This window comes from Pseudolabrys sp. FHR47, from assembly GCF_005153485.1.
Classification (GTDB): Bacteria; Pseudomonadota; Alphaproteobacteria; order Rhizobiales; family Xanthobacteraceae; genus Pseudolabrys.
Genome location: NZ_CP039740.1, coordinates 3754758 through 3772636 on the forward strand (window position 1 = coordinate 3754758; position 17879 = coordinate 3772636).

Sequence of the window (17879 nt, forward strand, 5' to 3'; positions counted from 1 at the left end):
GGAATGACGGCGAACAGTCATGCGTTACGTCGAATTCGCCACTGCGACCAACTTCTCCTTCCTGCGCGGTGCCTCTCATCCCGAGGAACTGATGCTGCAGGCGCAGGCGATCGGGCTATCGGGCATCGGCGTCTGCGACAGCAACACGGTGGCCGGCGTCGTGCGCCCCCACACCGTCAAACGCGACCGGAGCCTGGCGCTGCGCTATCACCCCGGCGCGCGGCTGGTCTTTGTCGACGGCACACCGGACATCCTCGCTTATCCGCGCGACCGCGCCGCCTGGGGCCGGCTGACACGTTTGCTCACGGTCGGCAATAAGCGCGCCCAAAAAGGCGACTGCGTCCTTACGCTCGACGATCTGATCGCGCATGCGTTCGGACTGGAACTGGTGGTGATGCCGGGCCAAAAAGCAAAGGAAGCAATCGCTGCCCTTCGCTCCATCGCGCCCGGCCGCGTGCGACTCGCTGCCACCATGCTGTATCGCGGACAGGACCGCGCCCGGCTCGCGCGGCTAAAGGCGCTGGCGAATGAAACGCAGGTGCCGCTGATCGCCGTCAACGATGTGCATTATCATCATCCCGACCGCCGCCAGCTCGCCGACATTCTGACCTGTATCCGCGAGAAGACGACCATCGATCGCGCCGGCCGCCGCCTCGCCGTGAATGCCGAACGTTTTCTCAAAGCCCCCGCGGAAATGATGCAGCTATTCCGCGACACGCCGGAGGCCATCGAAGAAACGCTGCACCTGTCGGACGCACTGACCTTCTCGCTCGACGAGCTCAAATACGAATATCCCGACGAAGCCATTGTCGGCTTTCCCGATGCGCAATCCGCGCTCGTCCATCTTGCGCATGAGGAAGCGGTGAAGACCCGCTATCCACAGGGCATACCGGACAAAGTAAAGGCCCTCCTCGATCATGAACTCACCCTCATCGCGGAAAAGAAATATGCGCCATACTTCCTGACCGTTTATGACATCGTGCAATATGCGCGCTCGAAGAACATCCTCTGCCAGGGCCGCGGCTCGGCGGCTAATTCCACGGTGTGCTTCTGTCTCGGCATTACCGAGGTCGATCCTTACAAGAACGATCTTCTGTTCGAGCGCTTCATCTCCACCGAGCGGCACGAACCGCCCGATATCGATGTCGATTTCGAGCACGAACGGCGCGAGGAGGTCATCCAGTACATCTACAAGAAATACACACGCGACCGCGCCGGCATTGCCGGCACCGTCATCTGTTATCGCGGCCGCTCGGCGATCCGCGAGGTCGGCAAGGCCTTCGGCCTGAGCGAAGACACGATCAGCGCCTTGTCGTCGTCGATCTGGGGCGGCGGCGGTGGCGACGTGTCGGAAGCGAGCGTCAGGCGCACCGGGCTCGATCCGGACAGTTTCCGCATGAAGCAGGTGACGGCACTGGCGCAGGAGATTTCCGGTTTCCCGCGTCACTTATCGCAGCATGTCGGCGGCTTCGTCATCACACGCAGCCGGCTCGACGAAGTGGTGCCGATCGGCAATGCCGCGATGGACGATCGCACCTTCGTCGAATGGGACAAAGATGACCTCGACACGCTGGGCATCCTCAAGGTCGATGTGCTCGGCCTCGGCATGCTGTCCTGCATCCGCAAGGCATTCGACCTGATGGAGCGGCATTATCCGGAAGCGACACCGCCAGGCAAAAGGCTCGCCACCGTCCCGCCAGAGGATCCCGCCGTCTACCGCATGCTCAGCCGCGCCGATTCACTCGGCGTGTTCCAGGTCGAAAGCCGCGCGCAGATGAGCATGCTGCCACGGCTCAAGCCGAAAAAGTTCTACGACCTCGTCATCGAAGTCGCGATCGTCCGCCCCGGCCCGATTCAGGGCGATATGGTCCATCCTTATCTTCGCCGTCGGGAAAGCAAGGAGGCTGTCGCTTATCCCTCAAAGGAACTCGAAAATATCCTGTCAAGAACGCTTGGCGTGCCGCTGTTTCAGGAGCAGGCGATGAATATCGCCATTGTCGCCGGCGGTTTCACGCCCGGCGAAGCCGACAATCTGCGGCGCGCCATGGCCACCTTCAAGCGCACCGGCACTATCGGCACGTTCCGCGACAAGATGGTCAAGGGCATGCTGACAAAGGGCTACGAACGCGATTTCGCCGAACGCTGTTTCAGCCAGATCGAAGGCTTTGGCGAATACGGTTTCCCGGAAAGCCATGCCGCAAGCTTCGCGCTGCTGGTCTATGCCTCGGCCTGGCTCAAATGTCATTATCCGGACGTCTTCGCCGCCGCGCTGCTCAATGCACAGCCGATGGGTTTCTATGCGTCGTCGCAGATCGTGCGCGACGCACGCGAGCACGGTGTCGAGGTGCGACCGCCCGACATCAATTATTCCGATTGGGATTCGACACTCGAGCCCGGTGCGGTCGCCGCCAAACATCTCTTTCCCGCGCACAACGACATGCGCGACGACATCCGAACCGCCTGCGCCATCCGTCTTGGCCTGCGTGAGATCAAGGGCATGAGCGAGGACGATGCAAAGCTGATCATGGCGAAGCGTATTTCTCCCCTCCCCCGCGAAGCGAAGCGGAGCGGTGGGGAGGGGTCGGGGGTGGGGGGCAGTTTTCAGGCAATGCGCCAGAAGAAGCGCCCCCCACCCCGGCAGCTTTGCTGCCGACCCTCCCCGCCGCGCGCAAGTGCGCATGGGGGGAGGGAAAGAAGAACTACGACTCCGTCCGCGATCTTTGGCTACGCACGGGCCTGCACACGCGCGTGCTGGAACGCCTCGCCGATGCCGACGCCTTCTCATCGCTCGGGCTCAACCGCCGCGATGCGCTGTGGGCGGCCAAAGCACTCGGCCGCGTCGGCGATCAGAATGATGACTTGCCGCTGTTTGCGTCTTCACCCTCCCCCTTGTGGGGAGGGTCGACCGCCGAAGGCGGTCGGGGTGGGGGTCTACACCGACCGTCTGATCCCCCTCACCCGGCTCGCAGCGTTGCTGCTCGCCACCCTCTCCCCGCAAGCGGTGAGAGGGAAGAAAGATTCCGCGAACCCGAAATAAACCTCCCCCCGATGCCGCTCGGCGAGGAAGTCGTCAACGACTACCGCTTTCTGCGCTTGTCGCTGCGCGCGCATCCGGCTTCGTTCCTGCGCACCGATCTGTCCGCGCGTAACGTCCAGCCCAACGAAGCCCTGCGCACCATCAAGACCGGCGCACGCATCGCCATTTCCGGCCTTGTCACCTGCCGGCAGCGGCCGGGCTCGGCCAAGGGCGTGGTGTTCATGACGCTGGAGGACGAAACCAGCGTCGCCAATGTCATTGTCTGGCCCAAAGTGTTTGAGCGCGTGCGGCCGATCGTGCTCGGCGCGCGCTATGTCTCGGTGACCGGCCGCGTACAATCGGAGTCGGGCGTCATCCACGTCGTCGCCGACGAAATCCAGGATCTCACCTTTCTGCTGGCGCGGCTCGCCGAACAGGGCGCCGATATCGACAGCCTCGTCCGGGCCGACGAAGTACGACGCCCGGTCGAGGAAATGCGCGAGGCGCGCCGCAACGGCGGCCGCGAAAGTCGCCTCGAGCGGCTCATTTGTGAGATGCCGGAACTCGCCGCCGACCTCGGCGTGCACGCGCCCGGGTCGGCGCATATCCCGCTCCGCAGTGCGTCCGCTCGCACCGCCGTGGCACGGAAGGCGCGCTAACCGCGCGTCTTCTTCGGCGCCCGCGGTTTCGTCGTTTTCACCGGCGCCGCCGGCTTCGGCTCCGCATGCGGCGCCAGGTCTTCCTCGATCAGCTTGCGCAAATCCGGCGTCACCTCGGGCTTCACACCAAACCACAGTTCAAAACCGCGCACCGCCTGATGCAGCAGCATACCGAGCCCGTCGGCAACCCGCAGACCCTTGTCGCGCGCCGCGGCCAGGAGCTTGGTCTCGAGCGGTACATAAACAAGATCCGCCACCACCATCGACATCGGACAACGCAGGTTGATGTCGATCTGCGGCTGTCCGACCATGCCGAGCGACGTCGTGTTGACCAGAAGCCCGGCGCCGCCGAGCAAGCCGGTCATTTCTCCCCATTGCGCCACGTTGACACGCGAACCGAACCGCGCGCGCAAACCCTCGGCGCGTTCCGGCGAGCGGTTGACGATATGGATGCGTTGCACCTCGCGCTGGATCAGCGCATAGACAACGGCGCGCGCACCGCCGCCGGCCCCGAGCACCACCGCGCTCTCAAGCCCGCGGTCCCAGCCCGGTGTCATCTGATCGAGATTGGCGAGAAAGCCTTCGACATCGGTGTTGGTCGAGCGCAGTTTGTCGCCGTCGAACCACAAGGTATTGGCCGCGCCGACCGCCTTGGCGCGATCGTCCGCGACCGTCAGTTCCATCGCCGCCTGCTTGTGCGGCACCGTGACGTTGCAGCCGACATAGCCGCGCTCGCGCAGATGCGTGATGAAATCGGCGAATTGCTCGGGCGGGATCGCCTCCTTGCGATACTCCGCGTCGACGCCGTGCTTCTTCATCCAGTACTGGTGGATGAGAGGCGAGCGCGAATGGCCGGCCGGCCAGCCGACCACACAAACGGCCTTGCGATTATTACTCATGCCCCGAAATCACTCACACTTTCGAGCCTGGACGGCTCGTCAAGACATCCCGAATCCGTCCGGCCAGGCCTTCAGGCTTCGGCGCGGCCGGCCCACCCCCGGCCGTTCGCGCCCGCCGCATTTATTCTTTGCCTGCGGGGCCGTCAACGCCGTATCCTCCGCTCTCCCTCCACGACGGTTTAAGCCATGAAATCCATCTTTTTCGATTGCAACGACCAGCTTGGGCCGGTCTGGGAGCAGGTCTTGCGCCCTGACGATCCGCCGATCGACGTCAACATGACGCCGTTCAAGAAGGAGGAACTGCCGCTGGTCATCGCCGGCTACGACATCGCCATCGACGACCACTCCTATATGCCGACCGACCTGGTCGAGCGCTGCAAGCAGCTCAAGCACATCGTGTTCCTGGGCACCGGCGCGGCCAGCTACATGAACATCGCCGAGCTGAACGAGCGTGGCATCAAAGTTCACATCATCAAGGGCTATGGCGACGTCGCGGTCGCTGAGCATACCATGGCGCTGCTGTTCGCCTGCGCCCGCGACATCGCGCGCATGGACCGCGAGGTGCGCGGCGGCACCTGGGCACCGAAAGAGGGCATGCAACTTCAAGGCAAGACCGTCGGCCTCATCGGCCTCGGCGGCATCGGCGCCGAATTCGCTCGCATGGCGGCAGGCATCGGCATGAACGTCACCGCCTATAACCGCACGCCTAAACCGGAACTCGGCATCAAGCAGGTCGATATTGAAACGCTACTCAAGACGTCGGACGTCGTGTCGCTGCATCTGACCCTCGGCGACGAGACCCGTGGCTTCCTCAGCGCCGAACGCATCACCATGATGAAGCACAGTGCCATTCTGGTGAACACCGCGCGCGGCGCGCTGGTCGACGAGCAGGCGCTGATTCAGGCGCTCAAGGGCGGCATCATCCGCCACGCAGGCCTCGACGTATTTCACTCCGAGCCGCTCGACGCGAAATCCGAACTGGCGCAATTGCCGAATGTGACGCTGACCTCGCACGCGGCCTTCCGCACTCTGGAAGCTTCGCAGACGTTGCTGCGGCGGGCGATCGATATCGTGAAATCGATCAAGGAGTGAGCTTAGGACTGACCTAACGCCACGCTCGACGCGTTATGAGAGAAACCAAAAGAGGCTCGCCATGCCGCTGATCGTCCCCGCCTACGCCGCCGTGCTCGGCCTGATGTTCGTCGCAATTTCGTTCCGCGTCGCCAATACACGGCGCACGATGCGCATCGGTCTCGGCACCGGCGGCGACCGACAATTGGAACGCTATATCCGCGTCCAGGGCAATTTCGCCGAATATGTGCCGCTGGCGCTGATCCTGCTGACCTTCCTCGAGATGCAGGCCTGGCCGGCCTGGCTCATGCACACGCTCTGCGCCCTCCTGCTCGTCGCCCGCGCCGCACACGCCCTCGGCGTCGCCCGGGAGCCGGAAGACATCCGGTTCCGCGTCACAGGCATGGTCACGACCTTGTCCATCCTGATCGCCACCTCGGTGCTGCTGCTCGCCGGCGGCATTCTGGGCCGTTAGCTGCGGATGGCCGCATTGACCTTCGGCATTACCTGCTCCGCCAGCAGGATCATGGACCGGCGGCCAAGCTCGCGGTCGGCCCAATCCTTCCCGGCATAAAGCAGGGTGCCGAAGTCGCCGACCGTCTCGCGATACTTCAGCAGTTCGTCGGCGACCTTGTCCGGCGTGCCATAGGTGATGAGCTGGTTGCACACGGTCTCCAGCGTCACTTCGTCGTCCGGCTGGTCGCGATGTGTCTTGAACAGTTCGATGCGGCCATTCTTCTTCAGCTTGGTGTAGAGCTGCTTGTAATAGAAAACATAGGGGCTGTCGGGATCGGTGGCATAAGCCTTCGCCGTCTTCTCGTCATCCGCCACAAAGATCGAGCGCGCGACACGCCAATTCGCGGCATCCACCACGCGGCCGACGCGTTCGCAGCCCTCGACATATTTCGGCCAGTGGCTTTTCACCCATTGCGGCATCAGGAAGTTGGCCGAGATCGGGTCCCAGCCGCGCGCCGCGGCCTCGGTGACGCCTTTGGAGAACGGCGCCACCGCCGTCACCACGATGGGCGGATGCGGCCGCTGCAACGGCTTGGCGATATAACCCTGCCCCAGTTCCGGAATGAACTGCCGCGCCACGCTGATGTCCCAGTACTCTCCGGCGAGGTCATAGGGCGGCTCGCCCGCCCAGATGGCGAGCACCTGGTTGATGGCTTCGAGAAACATGGCATTGCGGTCGGCGTCGAGATTGCCGAATACCTCGGCATCGGACAGCAGTCCGCCCGGCGAGATGCCGAACAGGAAGCGGCCGCCGAGCATATGGTCGAGCATGGCGATCTGCGACGCCACCGTCGCCGGGTGCGTGTTCGGCATGTTGACGGTGCCGGTGCCGAGCTTCATGTGCTTCACACGGTCGACCAGACTCGCCAGGAACACGATGCAGGAGGTGATATTCTCCGCGCGGTCCGTGACATGCTCGCCACAATAGGCTTCCGAGAAACCCAGTTCGTCAGCGAGGACGAAAGCCTCGCGGTCCTCGCGCAGCGATTGCCGCCAGTCCTTGTCGAGCGGATGGATCGGCATGGTGAAAAAGCCAAGCTGCATCGCGGCGTCTCCCGATCGAGTTTTCTTGTTGCCAGACGATAAGCGAACCGGCTGCCATTTGGAAAGCCGACGCCGCAGATGACGCCGCAGCGCGCGCCATGGTACCCATTGGGGACCACACACTTCCAAGGCCGAAGCATGGCGAAGACGAAGAAATCGAAAAAGGCGATGGTGCCGTCGAGGAAACCGAAAGCACGGGCGACGTCGCGGCAAAGCAAAGGTACGGTGGGCATCGTCGGCCTCGGCATCATGGGCGGGGCCTTCGCCCGTCATCTCAAAAAAGCCGGCTGGCGCGTCGTCGGCTACGACATCAGCGCGGCGCGGCGACTGGCGGCCAAGGATCGCGGCATCAGGATCCTGCGTAACGCCACTGAGGTGGCGAAACAGGCTTCCGTCGTCTTGACCAGCCTGCCCTCACCCAAGGCTCTGGAGTCCGTGGTGAATGAGATAGCCGGCGCCAAGCTGCCACCGATCACCCTTGTCGAACTGAGCACCTTCGCGCTCGGGGACAAGCAGAAGGCCGAGCGCCGCATGCGCAAGGCAAAACACACAATGCTGGACGTGCCGGTGAGCGGCACCGGCGCACAGGCAGCGCGCGGCGATGTCGTGTTCTACGCCAGCGGCGAAAAGTCCGCGATCAAACGACTGAAGCCGATGTTCGCCGACTTCGGCCGCGCCGCCTATGACGTCGGTGCCTTCGGCAATGGCAGCAAGATGAAATACGTCGCCAACCTGCTGGTCGCTATCCACAACATCGCCAGCGCCGAGGCCATGGTGCTCGGCATGAAAGCCGGCCTGCCGCCGCAAGCGATCCTGGAGATGGTCTCCGCCGGCGCCGGCCAGTCGCGCATCTTCGATCTGCGCGGGCCGATGATGGTGAAGAACGACTACGACAACGTCACGGCGACGCTCGACGTGTTCGACAAGGACATCAAACTGATCGGCGACTTCGTCCGCGCGATGCGCGTGCCGACGCCGCTGTTCGACGCCGCGCGCCCGATCTATGACAAGGCACTCAAGTCCGGTCTGGGCACCAAAGACGCCGCCGCGGTCTGCGCCGTGCTGGAGAAAACGGCGCGACTGAAGCGAGACAAGGCTGTCAAGACGGCGGGCATCCGCCCACAGGCCACGGCCTAAGCGCACCGCGCTGTGGGAAGCGCGCCACACCGCTTCATGCGGCGTGGATAGACACGGCACGTCGACTGCCTGCCCGATCAACAGGCTAGCCAAGGCGATCCGCTTCCTGCACACTGCGGCATAACGGTTGGGCGCGTTCGAGCGCACCGGCCATAAAGAGATCATTGGGGAGGTCATAGTGCCGGCCATCGGCGGCCATTCACGCAAGTTCGGGGGTCCTTCCGTCCCGGTCGCCTGACCGGTGGAGCGCCTGTCGCGTGTGAAGGTCCTGCCGACCGCCCATCGCGGTCGCCGGTCCGGCTGACGTTTTCATGCAGTTCGACCTGTTGATCAATGCCATCATCGCCGGCTTGATGCTCGGCGGCTTTTATGCGGCGGTCACCGCCGGCATTTCGATTTCGTTCGGCATGCTCGATATCGTCAATATCGCGCATCCGGGCTTTATCGTTCTTGGCTCGTACATCGCCTATATCGTCAGCGCGAATTTCGGCATCGATCCCATCATCGTCGCCATCCTGGCGCTGCCGGCGTTTTACGCTCTCGGCACCGGCGTCTATGGAATCTATTTCCAATCCTTCGAGAAACGCGGACAGGACGCGCTGCGCGGCCTCGCCTTTTTCTTCGGCCTGCTGTTCGTCACCGAGGTGACGCTAATTCTGGTGTTCGGCGTCGATTACCGGACGGTGGACACGGCCTACGCCGGCGGCAGCCTCAAGCTCGGCATCATGGAGTTTCCGCTGCGCATGCTGGTGCCGGCGCTGGTCTCCATCGCCATGTTCGCCGCGTTGCAGCTCTATATGTCCCGCACTTTCATCGGCCGCGCCGTGATGGCGGTATCGCAGGACCCGCAGGCGCTGGAACTGATGGCGATCGATCCGACCCGCATCAAGCGTATCGCCTTCTCGATCTCGATGGCGACCTGCGCGCTGGCCGGTGCCTTCCTCATCGTCATCCAGCCGGTGCTGCCGTCGTCGGGCCGCGAATATATCGGCCGCGTCTTCGCCATCTGCGTCCTCGGCGGCCTCGGCAGCCTGCCCGGAACCCTGATCGCCGCGCTGCTGATCGGCGTCATCGAAAGCATTGCCACGACATTCTACGGCCCGTCCTGGGCGCCGGCGGTGTCGTTCGGCCTACTCCTGCTCACCCTGGCCGTGCGGCCCTCCGGATTGCTGGGTCGTTAAATGCACACGCCCAAATTCACGCTCATCCTCGTCTCCGTCGCCGCGGCGCTGTTCATCGCCTTCCGTATGATCGGCAACGACTACCTGTTCTTCGCGGGCTATACGGTACTGCAATACGTCGTCATCGCCACCGCCTGGAACATCCTCGGCGGCTATTGCGGCTATGTGAATTTCGGCAGCGCCGGCTTCTTCGCTGTCGGCGTCTATTCGACCGTATTCTTCTACAACATCGGCCAGCAGTTTGATTTCCAGTTGCCGATCCCGGTGCTGATGGTGATCGGCGGCCTCATGGCCGGCCTGCTCGGCCTTGGCATGGGCTATCTCACCTTGCGGCTGCGCGGCGTGTTCTTCGCCATCGCCACTTTGGCATTGCTGGTGGTGATTGAAACCTTCGTCGTCAACTGGTCCTTCGTCGGCGGCTCGCGCGGCGCCTATATCATCCCGCCGTCGGAAATCCCGATCCTCGGCGCCTTCATCCAGTATCTGTTCCTGCTGATGCTGATTCTGGTCGTGCTGTCGCTGGTCGCCGCCCGCACCATCGAACGCTCCAGCCTCGGCGTCGGCTTCGCCACCATCCGCGATGACGAACTGGCCGCGGAAGCGTCCGGCGTTCCGACCTTGCGGCTCAAGCTGATCGCCACGGTCGTCTCCGGCGCGCTGTTCGGCATGGCCGGCGCGCCGTTCCCCTATTACATCGGCTATGTCGAGCCAGGCTCGGCCTTCAACCTTGCCTATTCGGTGAACGCCATCGCTATGCCGATGATCGGCGGCACCATGACCTGGGTCGGCCCGATGGTCGGCGCGCTGCTGCTGTCGACCTTGCAGCAGGTCATCACGGTGACGATCTCGTCGGCTGCCAATCTGCTCATCACCGGCCTGCTGCTTATCGGCTTCGTCATCCTCGCGCCCAAGGGCCTGGTGGGCCTGTGGCAAAGCCTCACCGCCGGGAGGAAGCAGACATGAGCCAGATCATGGGCCACTCTGCGACCGAGGAAGCGATTGGCGACGTGCCGCTGCTCGCGGTCGACCAACTCGGCAAACGCTTCGGTGGCTTCGTCGCGCTCGACACCGTCGACCTCAAAGTGCCCAAGGGCGAACGCCTCGGCCTGATTGGGCCGAACGGCTCTGGAAAATCCACACTGGTTAACTGCATCAGCGGCACGCTGCAGAACGAAACCGGAAGCGTGAGTTTTGACGGCCAGCGTCTCGATGGCCTTCCGGCACATCGCCGTGCCCGGCTCGGCCTCGCCCGCAGTTTCCAGTTGCCGCGACCGTTCCGGACCATGACCGTGGCCGAGAATGTACGCGTGCCGCTGATCTACACCGTCGGCGCCCGCGCGGGCGTTCATCTGACGCAGAGCGAACTCGAAGACCGCTGCATGGAAGTCCTCACCCTCGTCTCGCTGCAGGACAAGGCCGGCAAGAACCCGTTCGATCTCACTCAAGTCGAGATGCGCAAGCTGGAGCTCGCCCGTGCCATGGCGGCGGAGCCGAAGTTGCTGATCGCCGACGAGTCCATGGCCGGCCTGTCGCATTCCGAGGTCGAGGACATCGTTGCGCTGCTCATTCGCATGAACGAGCGCGGCGTCACCATCATCATGATCGAACATATCATGCGCGCAGTGATGGCGTTCTCGCAACGCCTCGTCGTGCTCGTCTCCGGCCGCAAGATCGCCGATGGGGCCCCAGAAGACGTGATCAAGGACAAGGACGTGGTGGGAGCCTATCTTGGAACCTGATCTGGCACATAGCACCAACAGCATCGCTGTCGAAGGCATCGATGCCGGCTACGGCCTGGTGCGCGTGCTCGACGACGTGTCGCTTCACGTCGGTTCCGGCGAGACCGTGGCGCTGCTCGGCACCAACGGCAACGGCAAGAGCACTTTGATGAAGTGCATCATGGGCTGGGTGCGGCCGTCCAAGGGGCGCATCGTTGCCGAGATCGACGGTGCTAGGCACGACCTCACCAAACTCTCGACCACCGAGATCGTCGATCTCGGCATCGCGCTCGTGCCGGAAGGCCGCCGCCTGTTCCCGCGCCAGACGGTGGAGGAAAACCTGCTGCTCGGCGCCAGCCGTCCGAAGGCGCGCGCCCACATCAAGACCAATCTCGACTTCTGCTTCGAGACCTTCCCGCGCCTCGCCGAGCGGCGCGGTCAGCTGGCTGGCTCGATGTCCGGCGGCGAGCAGCAGATGCTGGCGCTCGCGCGCGCCCTGATGATCAACCCGCGCATCCTGCTGGTCGATGAACCCTCGGTCGGCCTGTCGCCGCTGCTGGTCGCCCGTACCATCGACGCCATCAAGACACTGAAGGAACACTTCAAGCTCACGGTGCTGATGGCCGAACAGAACTTCACCCAGGCGCTGCGCATCGCCGATCGTGGTTATGTCATCGTCCACGGCAAGATCGAATTCGAGGGCTCTTCCGCAGACGAACTCAACAACAACGATCTTATTCGGCAGTTTTATCTAGGGATGTGAGATCTACCGCGAGGGGCGCCACACTCTCCGTCATGCCCGGCCTTGTGCCGGGCATCCACGCCTTTCTAACGCCAACGCCATCAAGACATGGATGGCCGGGACAAGCCCGGCCATGACGAGTTCATTACCTGAACTTTGAAGAAAAAACGCCGCGGATTGCTCCGCGGCGTTTCTTCATTCAAGCGATCCGTCGCTACTTCATCGCCTTCTCATAAGGATAGACCACCTTGCCGGTGGCAAGGCTCGGCGGGTCGACGACCGTCTGGTAGCTCATGCCGCGCCAGGTATCGAGGTTCGCCGCGTCGGTGACGCCGTGATATTGCACGGTCATCATACGGTCCTCGGCCCATTCGCCCTTGGCGCCGTACTTGATCGGTCCCATCACGGTCTTGATCGTCGCTTTCTTCAGATAGTCGGCGATCTTGGCGTCGTCGAGGCTCTTGGAACCCTTGATGCCGGCTTCGAGCACCTGCATCTGAGCGTAGCCCCAGCCACCGAGATAGTAACCCAGCGGATCGACACCAGCGGCGCCGGCCTTGGCCTGGTACTCCTTGAAGAAGGCTTCGGTGCCTTCATACATCTGCTTCTTGTCCGGCACCCAGGTCTCGTAATTGACGATGCCGTTGAGCTTGCTCTTGAGCTTATCCTTGAAGGGCGTGGCCTGCAGGCCGACCATGGCGCCGCCCATCATCTTCGGCTTGAGGCCGACTTCATGCGCCGCCAGCACCAGGCCGATCGAGTCAAGCGGATAAGAGCAGATCATCACCAGGTCCGGATTCTCCGCCTTCACCGCGCGCACAATCGGCGCGAAGTCGGTGGTCTTCGGCGGCGGCGGATAAGCCTTGTCGTAGACGATCTTGAGGCCGAGTTTCTTGGCAGTGTTGCGCGCACCCTCGCAGGCGTTCTGCGAGAATTCGGCGTCGGCATAGGTGAGCGCGATGGACTGCGGCTTCGGCGACTGCGCCATCGCCACGTTGAAGTAGCCCTTGGTAAAGGAGGCCTTGGCGTCCGGGCCTGTCGGAATCACCGCGAAGTAGCGATCGTATTTGAACTTGTCGTTGATATCGAGGCCGAACAAGCTGACAAAAGTTTTCTTTTTGCTAATCACCACTGGCATGGCCGGTGCAATCTGGTTCGACGCATAACCGGAGACCACGAGATCGACTTTGTCGACGTCGATCAGCTTGGTGTAGATGCCCGGGACTTCCGAGCCCTGGCTCTTGTCGTCATAATATTTCAGCTCGACCTTTTTACCGAGCAGACCGCCGGACTTGTTGACCTGATCGGCCCAGATTTCCATGCCGAGCAGCGCCTGCTTGCCATTCGGCGAGAGGAAGCCTGTGAGCGATTGCGAGAAACCAATCTTGATCGTGTCTTGCGCCTGGGCGCCGAGCGTCATCGCCGCCGTGACCGCAAGACTGACGCCTGCAATCAGAGCAAGCTTGCGCGATTTGAGGCTTTGCATCATCCGTTGTCCTCCCGAGGTGGTTTTTGTTTTCTTCGCTAGAGCGATCATGCCAGCGACAAGCGCGACGGTCCACTGCGGCGTAAGGCCTTGATAACGGTGGCGCGGCGATATCGGTGGGCAGAGTCCCGCGCAGGAGCATTGTTGCACTGCACGATGAATGGGTGTTGCGAACGGCGTGGCGGCCCCGAATGATAGGCGGCAACAAGAACACGCCCGGGAAGGAGCCCGCCTCATGCCGCGCCGGATCGTCGACATATCAATTCCGCTTGAAAATAATGTCGCAGCGGACCCCCCAGGTTATGGCCCGACCATCGAATACCTCGACCACGAAGCGACCGCGGCCGACATTCTCAAGTTCTTTCCCGGGTTGAAGAAGGAAGACCTGCCCGACGGCGAAGGCTGGGGCTTCGAATGGATCAAGCTGTCGACGCACTGCACGACCCATCTCGACGCGCCCTGGCACTTCGCCTCGACGATGGACGGCGGCCAGCGAGCTATCACCATCGACGAGGTGCCGTTGGACTGGTGCTTCCAGCGCGGCGTCAAACTCGACTTCCGTCATTTCGCGGATGGTTACGTCGCCAGTGCCGCAGATGTTGAGACCGAGCTCAAGCGTATCGGCCACACGCTGGCGCCGCTCGATATCGTTGTCGTCAATACGAGCGCCGGCAAGGCCTATGGCCAGCCCGACTACGTCGCCAGAGGCTGCGGCATGGGCCGCGAGGCCACACTATACCTGCTCGAGCGCGGCGTACGCGTCACCGGCACGGACGGCTGGAGCTGGGATGCACCTTTCGTCTACACGATGAAACGCTATGCCGAGACGCACGACCCTTCGATCATCTGGGAGGGTCACCGGGCCGGCCGCGACATCGGCTATTGCCACATCGAGAAGCTGCACAACCTGGAGAGCCTGCCCCCGACCGGCTTCATGGTGAGCTGCTTCCCGGTGAAGATCCGCGGCGGCTCGGCCGGCTGGACCCGCGCAGTGGCGATCCTGGACGGCTGACCGTCACACGCCCCTGTTGTATGGAAATTTGGGCGGCGGCTGCGTGCCGGGATCGATCACGTGCCGCCGCATGGCGGCATCGCAGATCGCATAGCCCCAGTTGATGAGGCGCTCCTGCAGCGCTTCATCCATCGCCGCCAGCCGCGTCGGCTCGTCGGCGAGCAGGATCGTCCGTTGCGGCGGACATGGCAGCGCGCCATCGACTTCATATTTCGCGATCGCGCTGCGAATCCCCCAATAGGTGCCCTTGCGGTGATTACGGTCGGTCTCCCGGGCCTTGTAGGATTCGATAACCTGACGCTGGCGCAAGGCGCGCACCTGGCTGTCGATGAGATTGAGGACGCGATAGGCATGCCGCCCCCAATCGCGCGCCGGGTCTTCCTCCGGCGCGAAGTGGCCGCCGCCGTCGCTCACCAGAATCGTGTCGTAGTTCTTCCACGCCGTTTCGAGGCCGAGATTGTCATAGACCCCGCCATCGCTGAGCACGGCGTTGCTGACATACGGTTCTCTGTGCAAATCGGCGCCATCAACAGGTTCGACCCGCGCCGGGTCGAGCGGCAGTTGCATCGGCGACAAGAACGGCGGAAAGGCCGATGACGCCGTGACGGCGGCGGAGAGCGCCAGATCGGGGGCTTTGATCATCCCGACACGATAATTGGCCATGTACGGTTTGGAGAAGCGCCACAACGTCCCCGTCTGGACGCTGGTGGCGTTGATGATGAAACGCGGATTGTCCGGCAGGTTCTGCAACGTCTTGCCCTTGAAGACATGCTTGTCATAGGCGGCCGCGATGCGGTTGCTGACCGACATCCCCGGCAGCAGGCCGATGACGGCCGACGCGATATCGATCGTATGCGACGCCAATGTGCGGACCGGCTTGACGACATTGCTTTCGAATGGCGCCCGGTCGGTCGTTCCCGCGAGCTTCGGCCAGGCCAGCGCCAGCGCGCCGGCCGTGATCGAGCCGCCCGATACGCTGGAAATTCGTTTGATGGTCGGCAACACCCCGGTTTCGTGAAGGCGCCACAGTGCGCCGGCGTGAAACAGCATGGCGCGATAACCGCCGCCCGACAGACAGAGTGCGATGCCCTGCTCTGGTGCTTCCGCAGGTCGGTCGGGCGGAATGAAGCGGACTGGTGATCGTGGATCGACAGGAACCTGCGGTTCTTGTTCGTCACCCATGTGATGCCGAGGCCGACATCCGACGGACTTCAGATTGGAAACATGCCGACCTCATCAGGCCGGTTTGTCATCGGTCCGCTTCCGGCTGTACAAATGGCCCCCTCCCTAGCTGTTTGCACGGCGCTTCGGAACTTTAACGCGAATATTTATCTATGTACATCCAGCCGCTGTGACACTCCGTCACCCCACCCTTCGCGAGCGACATGATGAACAACCTCCGCATTGATCCCGAGCGCCTGTGGGGCGATCTCATGGAAACCGCCAAGATCGGCGCCACGGCGAAAGGCGGCATCTGCCGCCTCACCCTCACCGACCTCGACCGTCAGGTTCGCGACTGGTTTAGGGCTGCCGCCGAAAGCCTCGGCTGCACCGTTACTGTCGACGACATGGGGACGATGTTTGCCCGACGCGCCGGCCAGCGGAACGACATTCCCCCGATCGCCATGGGCAGCCATCTCGATACTCAGCCGACGGGCGGAAAATTTGACGGGACTCTTGGAGTCCTCGCCGCGCTCGAGGCGCTCCGCACCCTGCACCGCGCCGGCTACGAGACCTTCGCGCCGATCGAGGTCGTAAACTGGACCAACGAGGAAGGCTCGCGCTTTGCGCCCGCCATGGTCGCGTCGGGCGTCTTCGCTGGCGCCTTCACGCGCGACTGGGCGGTGGCACGGCAGGACCGCGCCGGCGTGACGTTCGGCGACGCGCTCGACGCCATCGGCTATCGCGGCACGCAGCGCTGCGGCGATCACCCTCTGTCGGCCTTTTTCGAGGTTCACATCGAACAGGGGCCGAACCTCGAAGCCGAGAACAAGGATATCGGCGTCGTCACCGGCGTGCAGGCGATCCGCTGGTACGAAGTAACTTTCACCGGACAGGACAGCCATGCCGGCACCACGCCGATGCACCGGCGGCACGATGCCTTGCTCGGCGCGGCGCGGCTGGTCGAAGCCGTGAATGCCATCGCCGTGAAGCACAAGACCGCGGTTGGCACCGTCGGCGTGCTCGAGGTCAAGCCGGCCTCGACCAATGTCATTCCCGGCGAGACCTACCTCACCATCGATTTCCGCGATCCCGACGAGTCCGTTCTCGAGCGGATGGAGCGCGATGTCGGCACGGCCGCCGAAGCAATCGCCCGGGAGCTGGGCCTCACGCTCGCTCTCAAGAACATCGTGAGGCAGCCGGCGGTTCATTTCGATGCGCAGTGCATCGAGGCCGTGCGCCGTGCCGCGGCGTCTGCGGGCCTGTCGACGCGGGACATTATGTCCGGCGCCGGTCACGACGCGGCTTATCTCGCGCGCGTTGCGCCGACCACCATGATCTTCGTGCCGTGCAAGGACGGCATCAGCCACAACGAGGCGGAGTATTCGAGCAAGGAGCAATGCGCCAACGGCGCGCAGGTGCTGCTGCAAGCCGTGCTGGACTATGACCGGATGCTGGCGGAGAAAATGCGATAGCATGAGAGCGGGCCGCACACTCGGCACGCTCCCTCTCCCCTTGGGGGAGAGGGTTGGGGTGAGGGGGCAGGTGACTCTCGATCGTTTGCAACCCCTCACCCGACGCACTTCGTGCGTCGACCTCTCCCTATGGGAGAGGTAAAGAAAGCAACTACATCGCTTCCTTGCGCGCGTGCAGCGCCATGGCGATCAGCGCCACGCCGCCGAATACCATGTTGATGCCGACGAGCAGGCCGAGTGCCCACACCGCCGTCGACGGCAGCCCCATCAGCAACATAACCGCCAGCACAAGATCGACGATGCCGCTCGCCAGCATCCAGCCCCACTGGCCGGAGAACTCGCGGCGATGATCGAGCGCGAAGAAGATCGAGGCGACGCCCTCGATGACGAAGAAGGCGATCAGCACCAAAGTCAGCGACAGCGCGCCCGCGACCGGCTGCGCCAGCATCCAGCCGCCGGCGAGAATGGCAAGTGCGGCCGAGATCAGCGCCCACCAGAAGCCCGGTGCGTTGCGCATCCAGAAGGTGGTGACAAGACCGATGACACCACTGATCAGGAACAGCCAGCCGAACAGAATCGTGACGGCGAGAGTCGCCAGCGGCGGAATGAGGATGGCGACGACGCCCAGGGCGACGAGCAGAACGCCTTCGGCGAGATAAAGCTTCCAGTGTTCGTGGATGGCTTTCACCACCGCCTTCTGCATCGTGGCGAGTTCGGCGTTGTCGGCCTGGGGCGGCGGCAGGTCGGTCGGCATGTCAGGCT

At 63.2% G+C, this 17879-nt stretch carries 15 protein-coding genes and 2 pseudogenes; 12 read left to right on the plus strand and 5 right to left on the minus strand.

The window, feature by feature from the left end:
* Positions 1–19: 19 nt before the first annotated feature.
* From E8Q40_RS18340 to E8Q40_RS22290, 3 genes and pseudogenes are all read left to right on the plus strand, one after another.
* Positions 20–2536, plus strand: a pseudogene (locus E8Q40_RS18340) (error-prone DNA polymerase); the annotation flags it as partial.
* Positions 2537–2643: 107 nt separating this feature from the next.
* Positions 2644–2754: pseudogene (locus E8Q40_RS22440) on the plus strand (hypothetical protein); the annotation flags it as partial.
* Positions 2755–3048: 294 nt separating this feature from the next.
* Positions 3049–3675, plus strand: coding sequence for an OB-fold nucleic acid binding domain-containing protein (locus E8Q40_RS22290; RefSeq protein WP_246663113.1), 627 nt, complete (start codon positions 3049–3051; stop codon positions 3673–3675).
* Here E8Q40_RS22290 and E8Q40_RS18350 read toward each other — a convergent pair.
* A complete protein-coding gene (locus E8Q40_RS18350; RefSeq protein WP_137045899.1) occupies positions 3672–4574 on the minus strand; it encodes a shikimate dehydrogenase in 903 nt (300 codons plus the stop codon). The genes E8Q40_RS22290 and E8Q40_RS18350 overlap by 4 nt on opposite strands.
* A gap of 186 nt (positions 4575–4760) precedes the next feature.
* Here E8Q40_RS18350 and E8Q40_RS18355 point away from each other — a divergent pair, with 186 nt between their 5' ends.
* Together E8Q40_RS18355 and E8Q40_RS18360 are read left to right on the plus strand one after the other, a co-directional pair.
* Positions 4761–5666 carry a 2-hydroxyacid dehydrogenase gene (locus E8Q40_RS18355; protein ID WP_137045900.1) on the plus strand — a complete coding sequence of 302 codons (906 nt, stop codon included), beginning with the start codon at positions 4761–4763 and terminating at the stop codon, positions 5664–5666.
* Between the two features lie 61 nt (positions 5667–5727).
* Entirely contained in the window at positions 5728–6120 is a 393-nt protein-coding gene (locus E8Q40_RS18360) for an MAPEG family protein (RefSeq protein WP_137045901.1), read from the plus strand.
* Here the strand turns inward: E8Q40_RS18360 and E8Q40_RS18365 are convergent.
* Positions 6117–7205 carry an LLM class flavin-dependent oxidoreductase gene (locus E8Q40_RS18365; RefSeq protein ID WP_137045902.1) on the minus strand — a complete coding sequence of 363 codons (1089 nt, stop codon included), beginning with the start codon at positions 7203–7205 and terminating at the stop codon, positions 6117–6119. The genes E8Q40_RS18360 and E8Q40_RS18365 overlap by 4 nt on opposite strands.
* 138 nt (positions 7206–7343) lie before the next feature.
* Between E8Q40_RS18365 and E8Q40_RS18370 the strand changes: the two genes are divergently transcribed.
* From E8Q40_RS18370 to E8Q40_RS18390, 5 genes are all read left to right on the plus strand, one after another.
* Positions 7344–8342 (plus strand): NAD(P)-dependent oxidoreductase, encoded by a 999-nt coding sequence (locus E8Q40_RS18370; protein ID WP_168197903.1) that lies wholly within the window; start codon positions 7344–7346, stop codon positions 8340–8342.
* 311 nt (positions 8343–8653) lie between these two features.
* Positions 8654–9523, plus strand: coding sequence for a branched-chain amino acid ABC transporter permease (locus E8Q40_RS18375; RefSeq protein WP_137045904.1), 870 nt, complete (start codon positions 8654–8656; stop codon positions 9521–9523).
* Complete coding sequence (locus E8Q40_RS18380) at positions 9524–10486, plus strand: branched-chain amino acid ABC transporter permease (RefSeq protein WP_137045905.1); 963 nt, start codon at positions 9524–9526, stop codon at positions 10484–10486. It begins immediately after the preceding gene.
* Complete coding sequence (locus E8Q40_RS18385; protein ID WP_246662913.1) at positions 10483–11262, plus strand: ABC transporter ATP-binding protein; 780 nt, start codon at positions 10483–10485, stop codon at positions 11260–11262. The genes E8Q40_RS18380 and E8Q40_RS18385 overlap by 4 nt, the downstream gene beginning before the upstream one ends.
* On the plus strand, positions 11252–12004 hold the full coding sequence (locus tag E8Q40_RS18390; protein WP_246662914.1) for an ABC transporter ATP-binding protein: 753 nt from the start codon (positions 11252–11254) through the stop codon (positions 12002–12004). The genes E8Q40_RS18385 and E8Q40_RS18390 overlap by 11 nt, the downstream gene beginning before the upstream one ends.
* 193 nt (positions 12005–12197) lie before the next feature.
* Here the strand turns inward: E8Q40_RS18390 and E8Q40_RS18395 are convergent, their stop codons facing one another.
* Entirely contained in the window at positions 12198–13472 is a 1275-nt protein-coding gene (locus tag E8Q40_RS18395) for an amino acid ABC transporter substrate-binding protein (RefSeq protein ID WP_168197904.1), read from the minus strand.
* Positions 13473–13704: 232 nt separating this feature from the next.
* Between E8Q40_RS18395 and E8Q40_RS18400 the strand changes: the two genes are divergently transcribed.
* Positions 13705–14481 (plus strand): cyclase family protein, encoded by a 777-nt coding sequence (locus E8Q40_RS18400; protein WP_137045907.1) that lies wholly within the window; start codon positions 13705–13707, stop codon positions 14479–14481.
* Positions 14482–14484: 3 nt separating this feature from the next.
* On the opposite strand, the gene E8Q40_RS18405 is transcribed toward E8Q40_RS18400, so the two are convergent.
* Positions 14485–15663: a patatin-like phospholipase family protein gene (locus E8Q40_RS18405; RefSeq protein ID WP_137045908.1), complete on the minus strand. Its 1179-nt coding sequence runs from the start codon at positions 15661–15663 to the stop codon at positions 14485–14487.
* 203 nt (positions 15664–15866) lie between these two features.
* Here E8Q40_RS18405 and E8Q40_RS18410 point away from each other — a divergent pair, with 203 nt between their 5' ends.
* Complete coding sequence (locus E8Q40_RS18410) at positions 15867–17117, plus strand: M20 family metallo-hydrolase (RefSeq protein WP_370455204.1); 1251 nt, start codon at positions 15867–15869, stop codon at positions 17115–17117.
* 151 nt (positions 17118–17268) lie between these two features.
* On the opposite strand, the gene E8Q40_RS18415 is transcribed toward E8Q40_RS18410, so the two are convergent.
* Positions 17269–17871: an HdeD family acid-resistance protein gene (locus E8Q40_RS18415; RefSeq protein ID WP_137045909.1), complete on the minus strand. Its 603-nt coding sequence runs from the start codon at positions 17869–17871 to the stop codon at positions 17269–17271.
* Positions 17872–17879 lie beyond the last annotated feature (8 nt).

What these genes read in the sequence shown, in the direction of transcription:
- E8Q40_RS18385 (WP_246662913.1), top strand. Translation starts at nt 10,483, where the DNA reads ATGAGCCAGATCATGGGCCACTCTGCGACCGAGGAAGCGATTGGCGAC.
- E8Q40_RS18370 (WP_168197903.1), top strand. Translation starts at nt 7,344, where the DNA reads ATGGCGAAGACGAAGAAATCGAAAAAGGCGATGGTGCCGTCGAGGAAA.
- E8Q40_RS18410 (WP_370455204.1), top strand. Translation starts at nt 15,867, where the DNA reads ATGATGAACAACCTCCGCATTGATCCCGAGCGCCTGTGGGGCGATCTC.
- E8Q40_RS18360 (WP_137045901.1), top strand. Translation starts at nt 5,728, where the DNA reads ATGCCGCTGATCGTCCCCGCCTACGCCGCCGTGCTCGGCCTGATGTTC.
- E8Q40_RS18400 (WP_137045907.1), top strand. Translation starts at nt 13,705, where the DNA reads ATGCCGCGCCGGATCGTCGACATATCAATTCCGCTTGAAAATAATGTC.
- E8Q40_RS18365 (WP_137045902.1), bottom strand. Translation starts at nt 7,205, where the DNA reads ATGCAGCTTGGCTTTTTCACCATGCCGATCCATCCGCTCGACAAGGAC.
- E8Q40_RS18395 (WP_168197904.1), bottom strand. Translation starts at nt 13,472, where the DNA reads ATGATGCAAAGCCTCAAATCGCGCAAGCTTGCTCTGATTGCAGGCGTC.
- E8Q40_RS18375 (WP_137045904.1), top strand. Translation starts at nt 8,654, where the DNA reads ATGCAGTTCGACCTGTTGATCAATGCCATCATCGCCGGCTTGATGCTC.
- E8Q40_RS22290 (WP_246663113.1), top strand. Translation starts at nt 3,049, where the DNA reads ATGCCGCTCGGCGAGGAAGTCGTCAACGACTACCGCTTTCTGCGCTTG.
- E8Q40_RS18415 (WP_137045909.1), bottom strand. Translation starts at nt 17,871, where the DNA reads ATGCCGACCGACCTGCCGCCGCCCCAGGCCGACAACGCCGAACTCGCC.
- E8Q40_RS18355 (WP_137045900.1), top strand. Translation starts at nt 4,761, where the DNA reads ATGAAATCCATCTTTTTCGATTGCAACGACCAGCTTGGGCCGGTCTGG.
- E8Q40_RS18350 (WP_137045899.1), bottom strand. Translation starts at nt 4,574, where the DNA reads ATGAGTAATAATCGCAAGGCCGTTTGTGTGGTCGGCTGGCCGGCCGGC.
- E8Q40_RS18380 (WP_137045905.1), top strand. Translation starts at nt 9,524, where the DNA reads ATGCACACGCCCAAATTCACGCTCATCCTCGTCTCCGTCGCCGCGGCG.
- E8Q40_RS18405 (WP_137045908.1), bottom strand. Translation starts at nt 15,663, where the DNA reads ATGGGTGACGAACAAGAACCGCAGGTTCCTGTCGATCCACGATCACCA.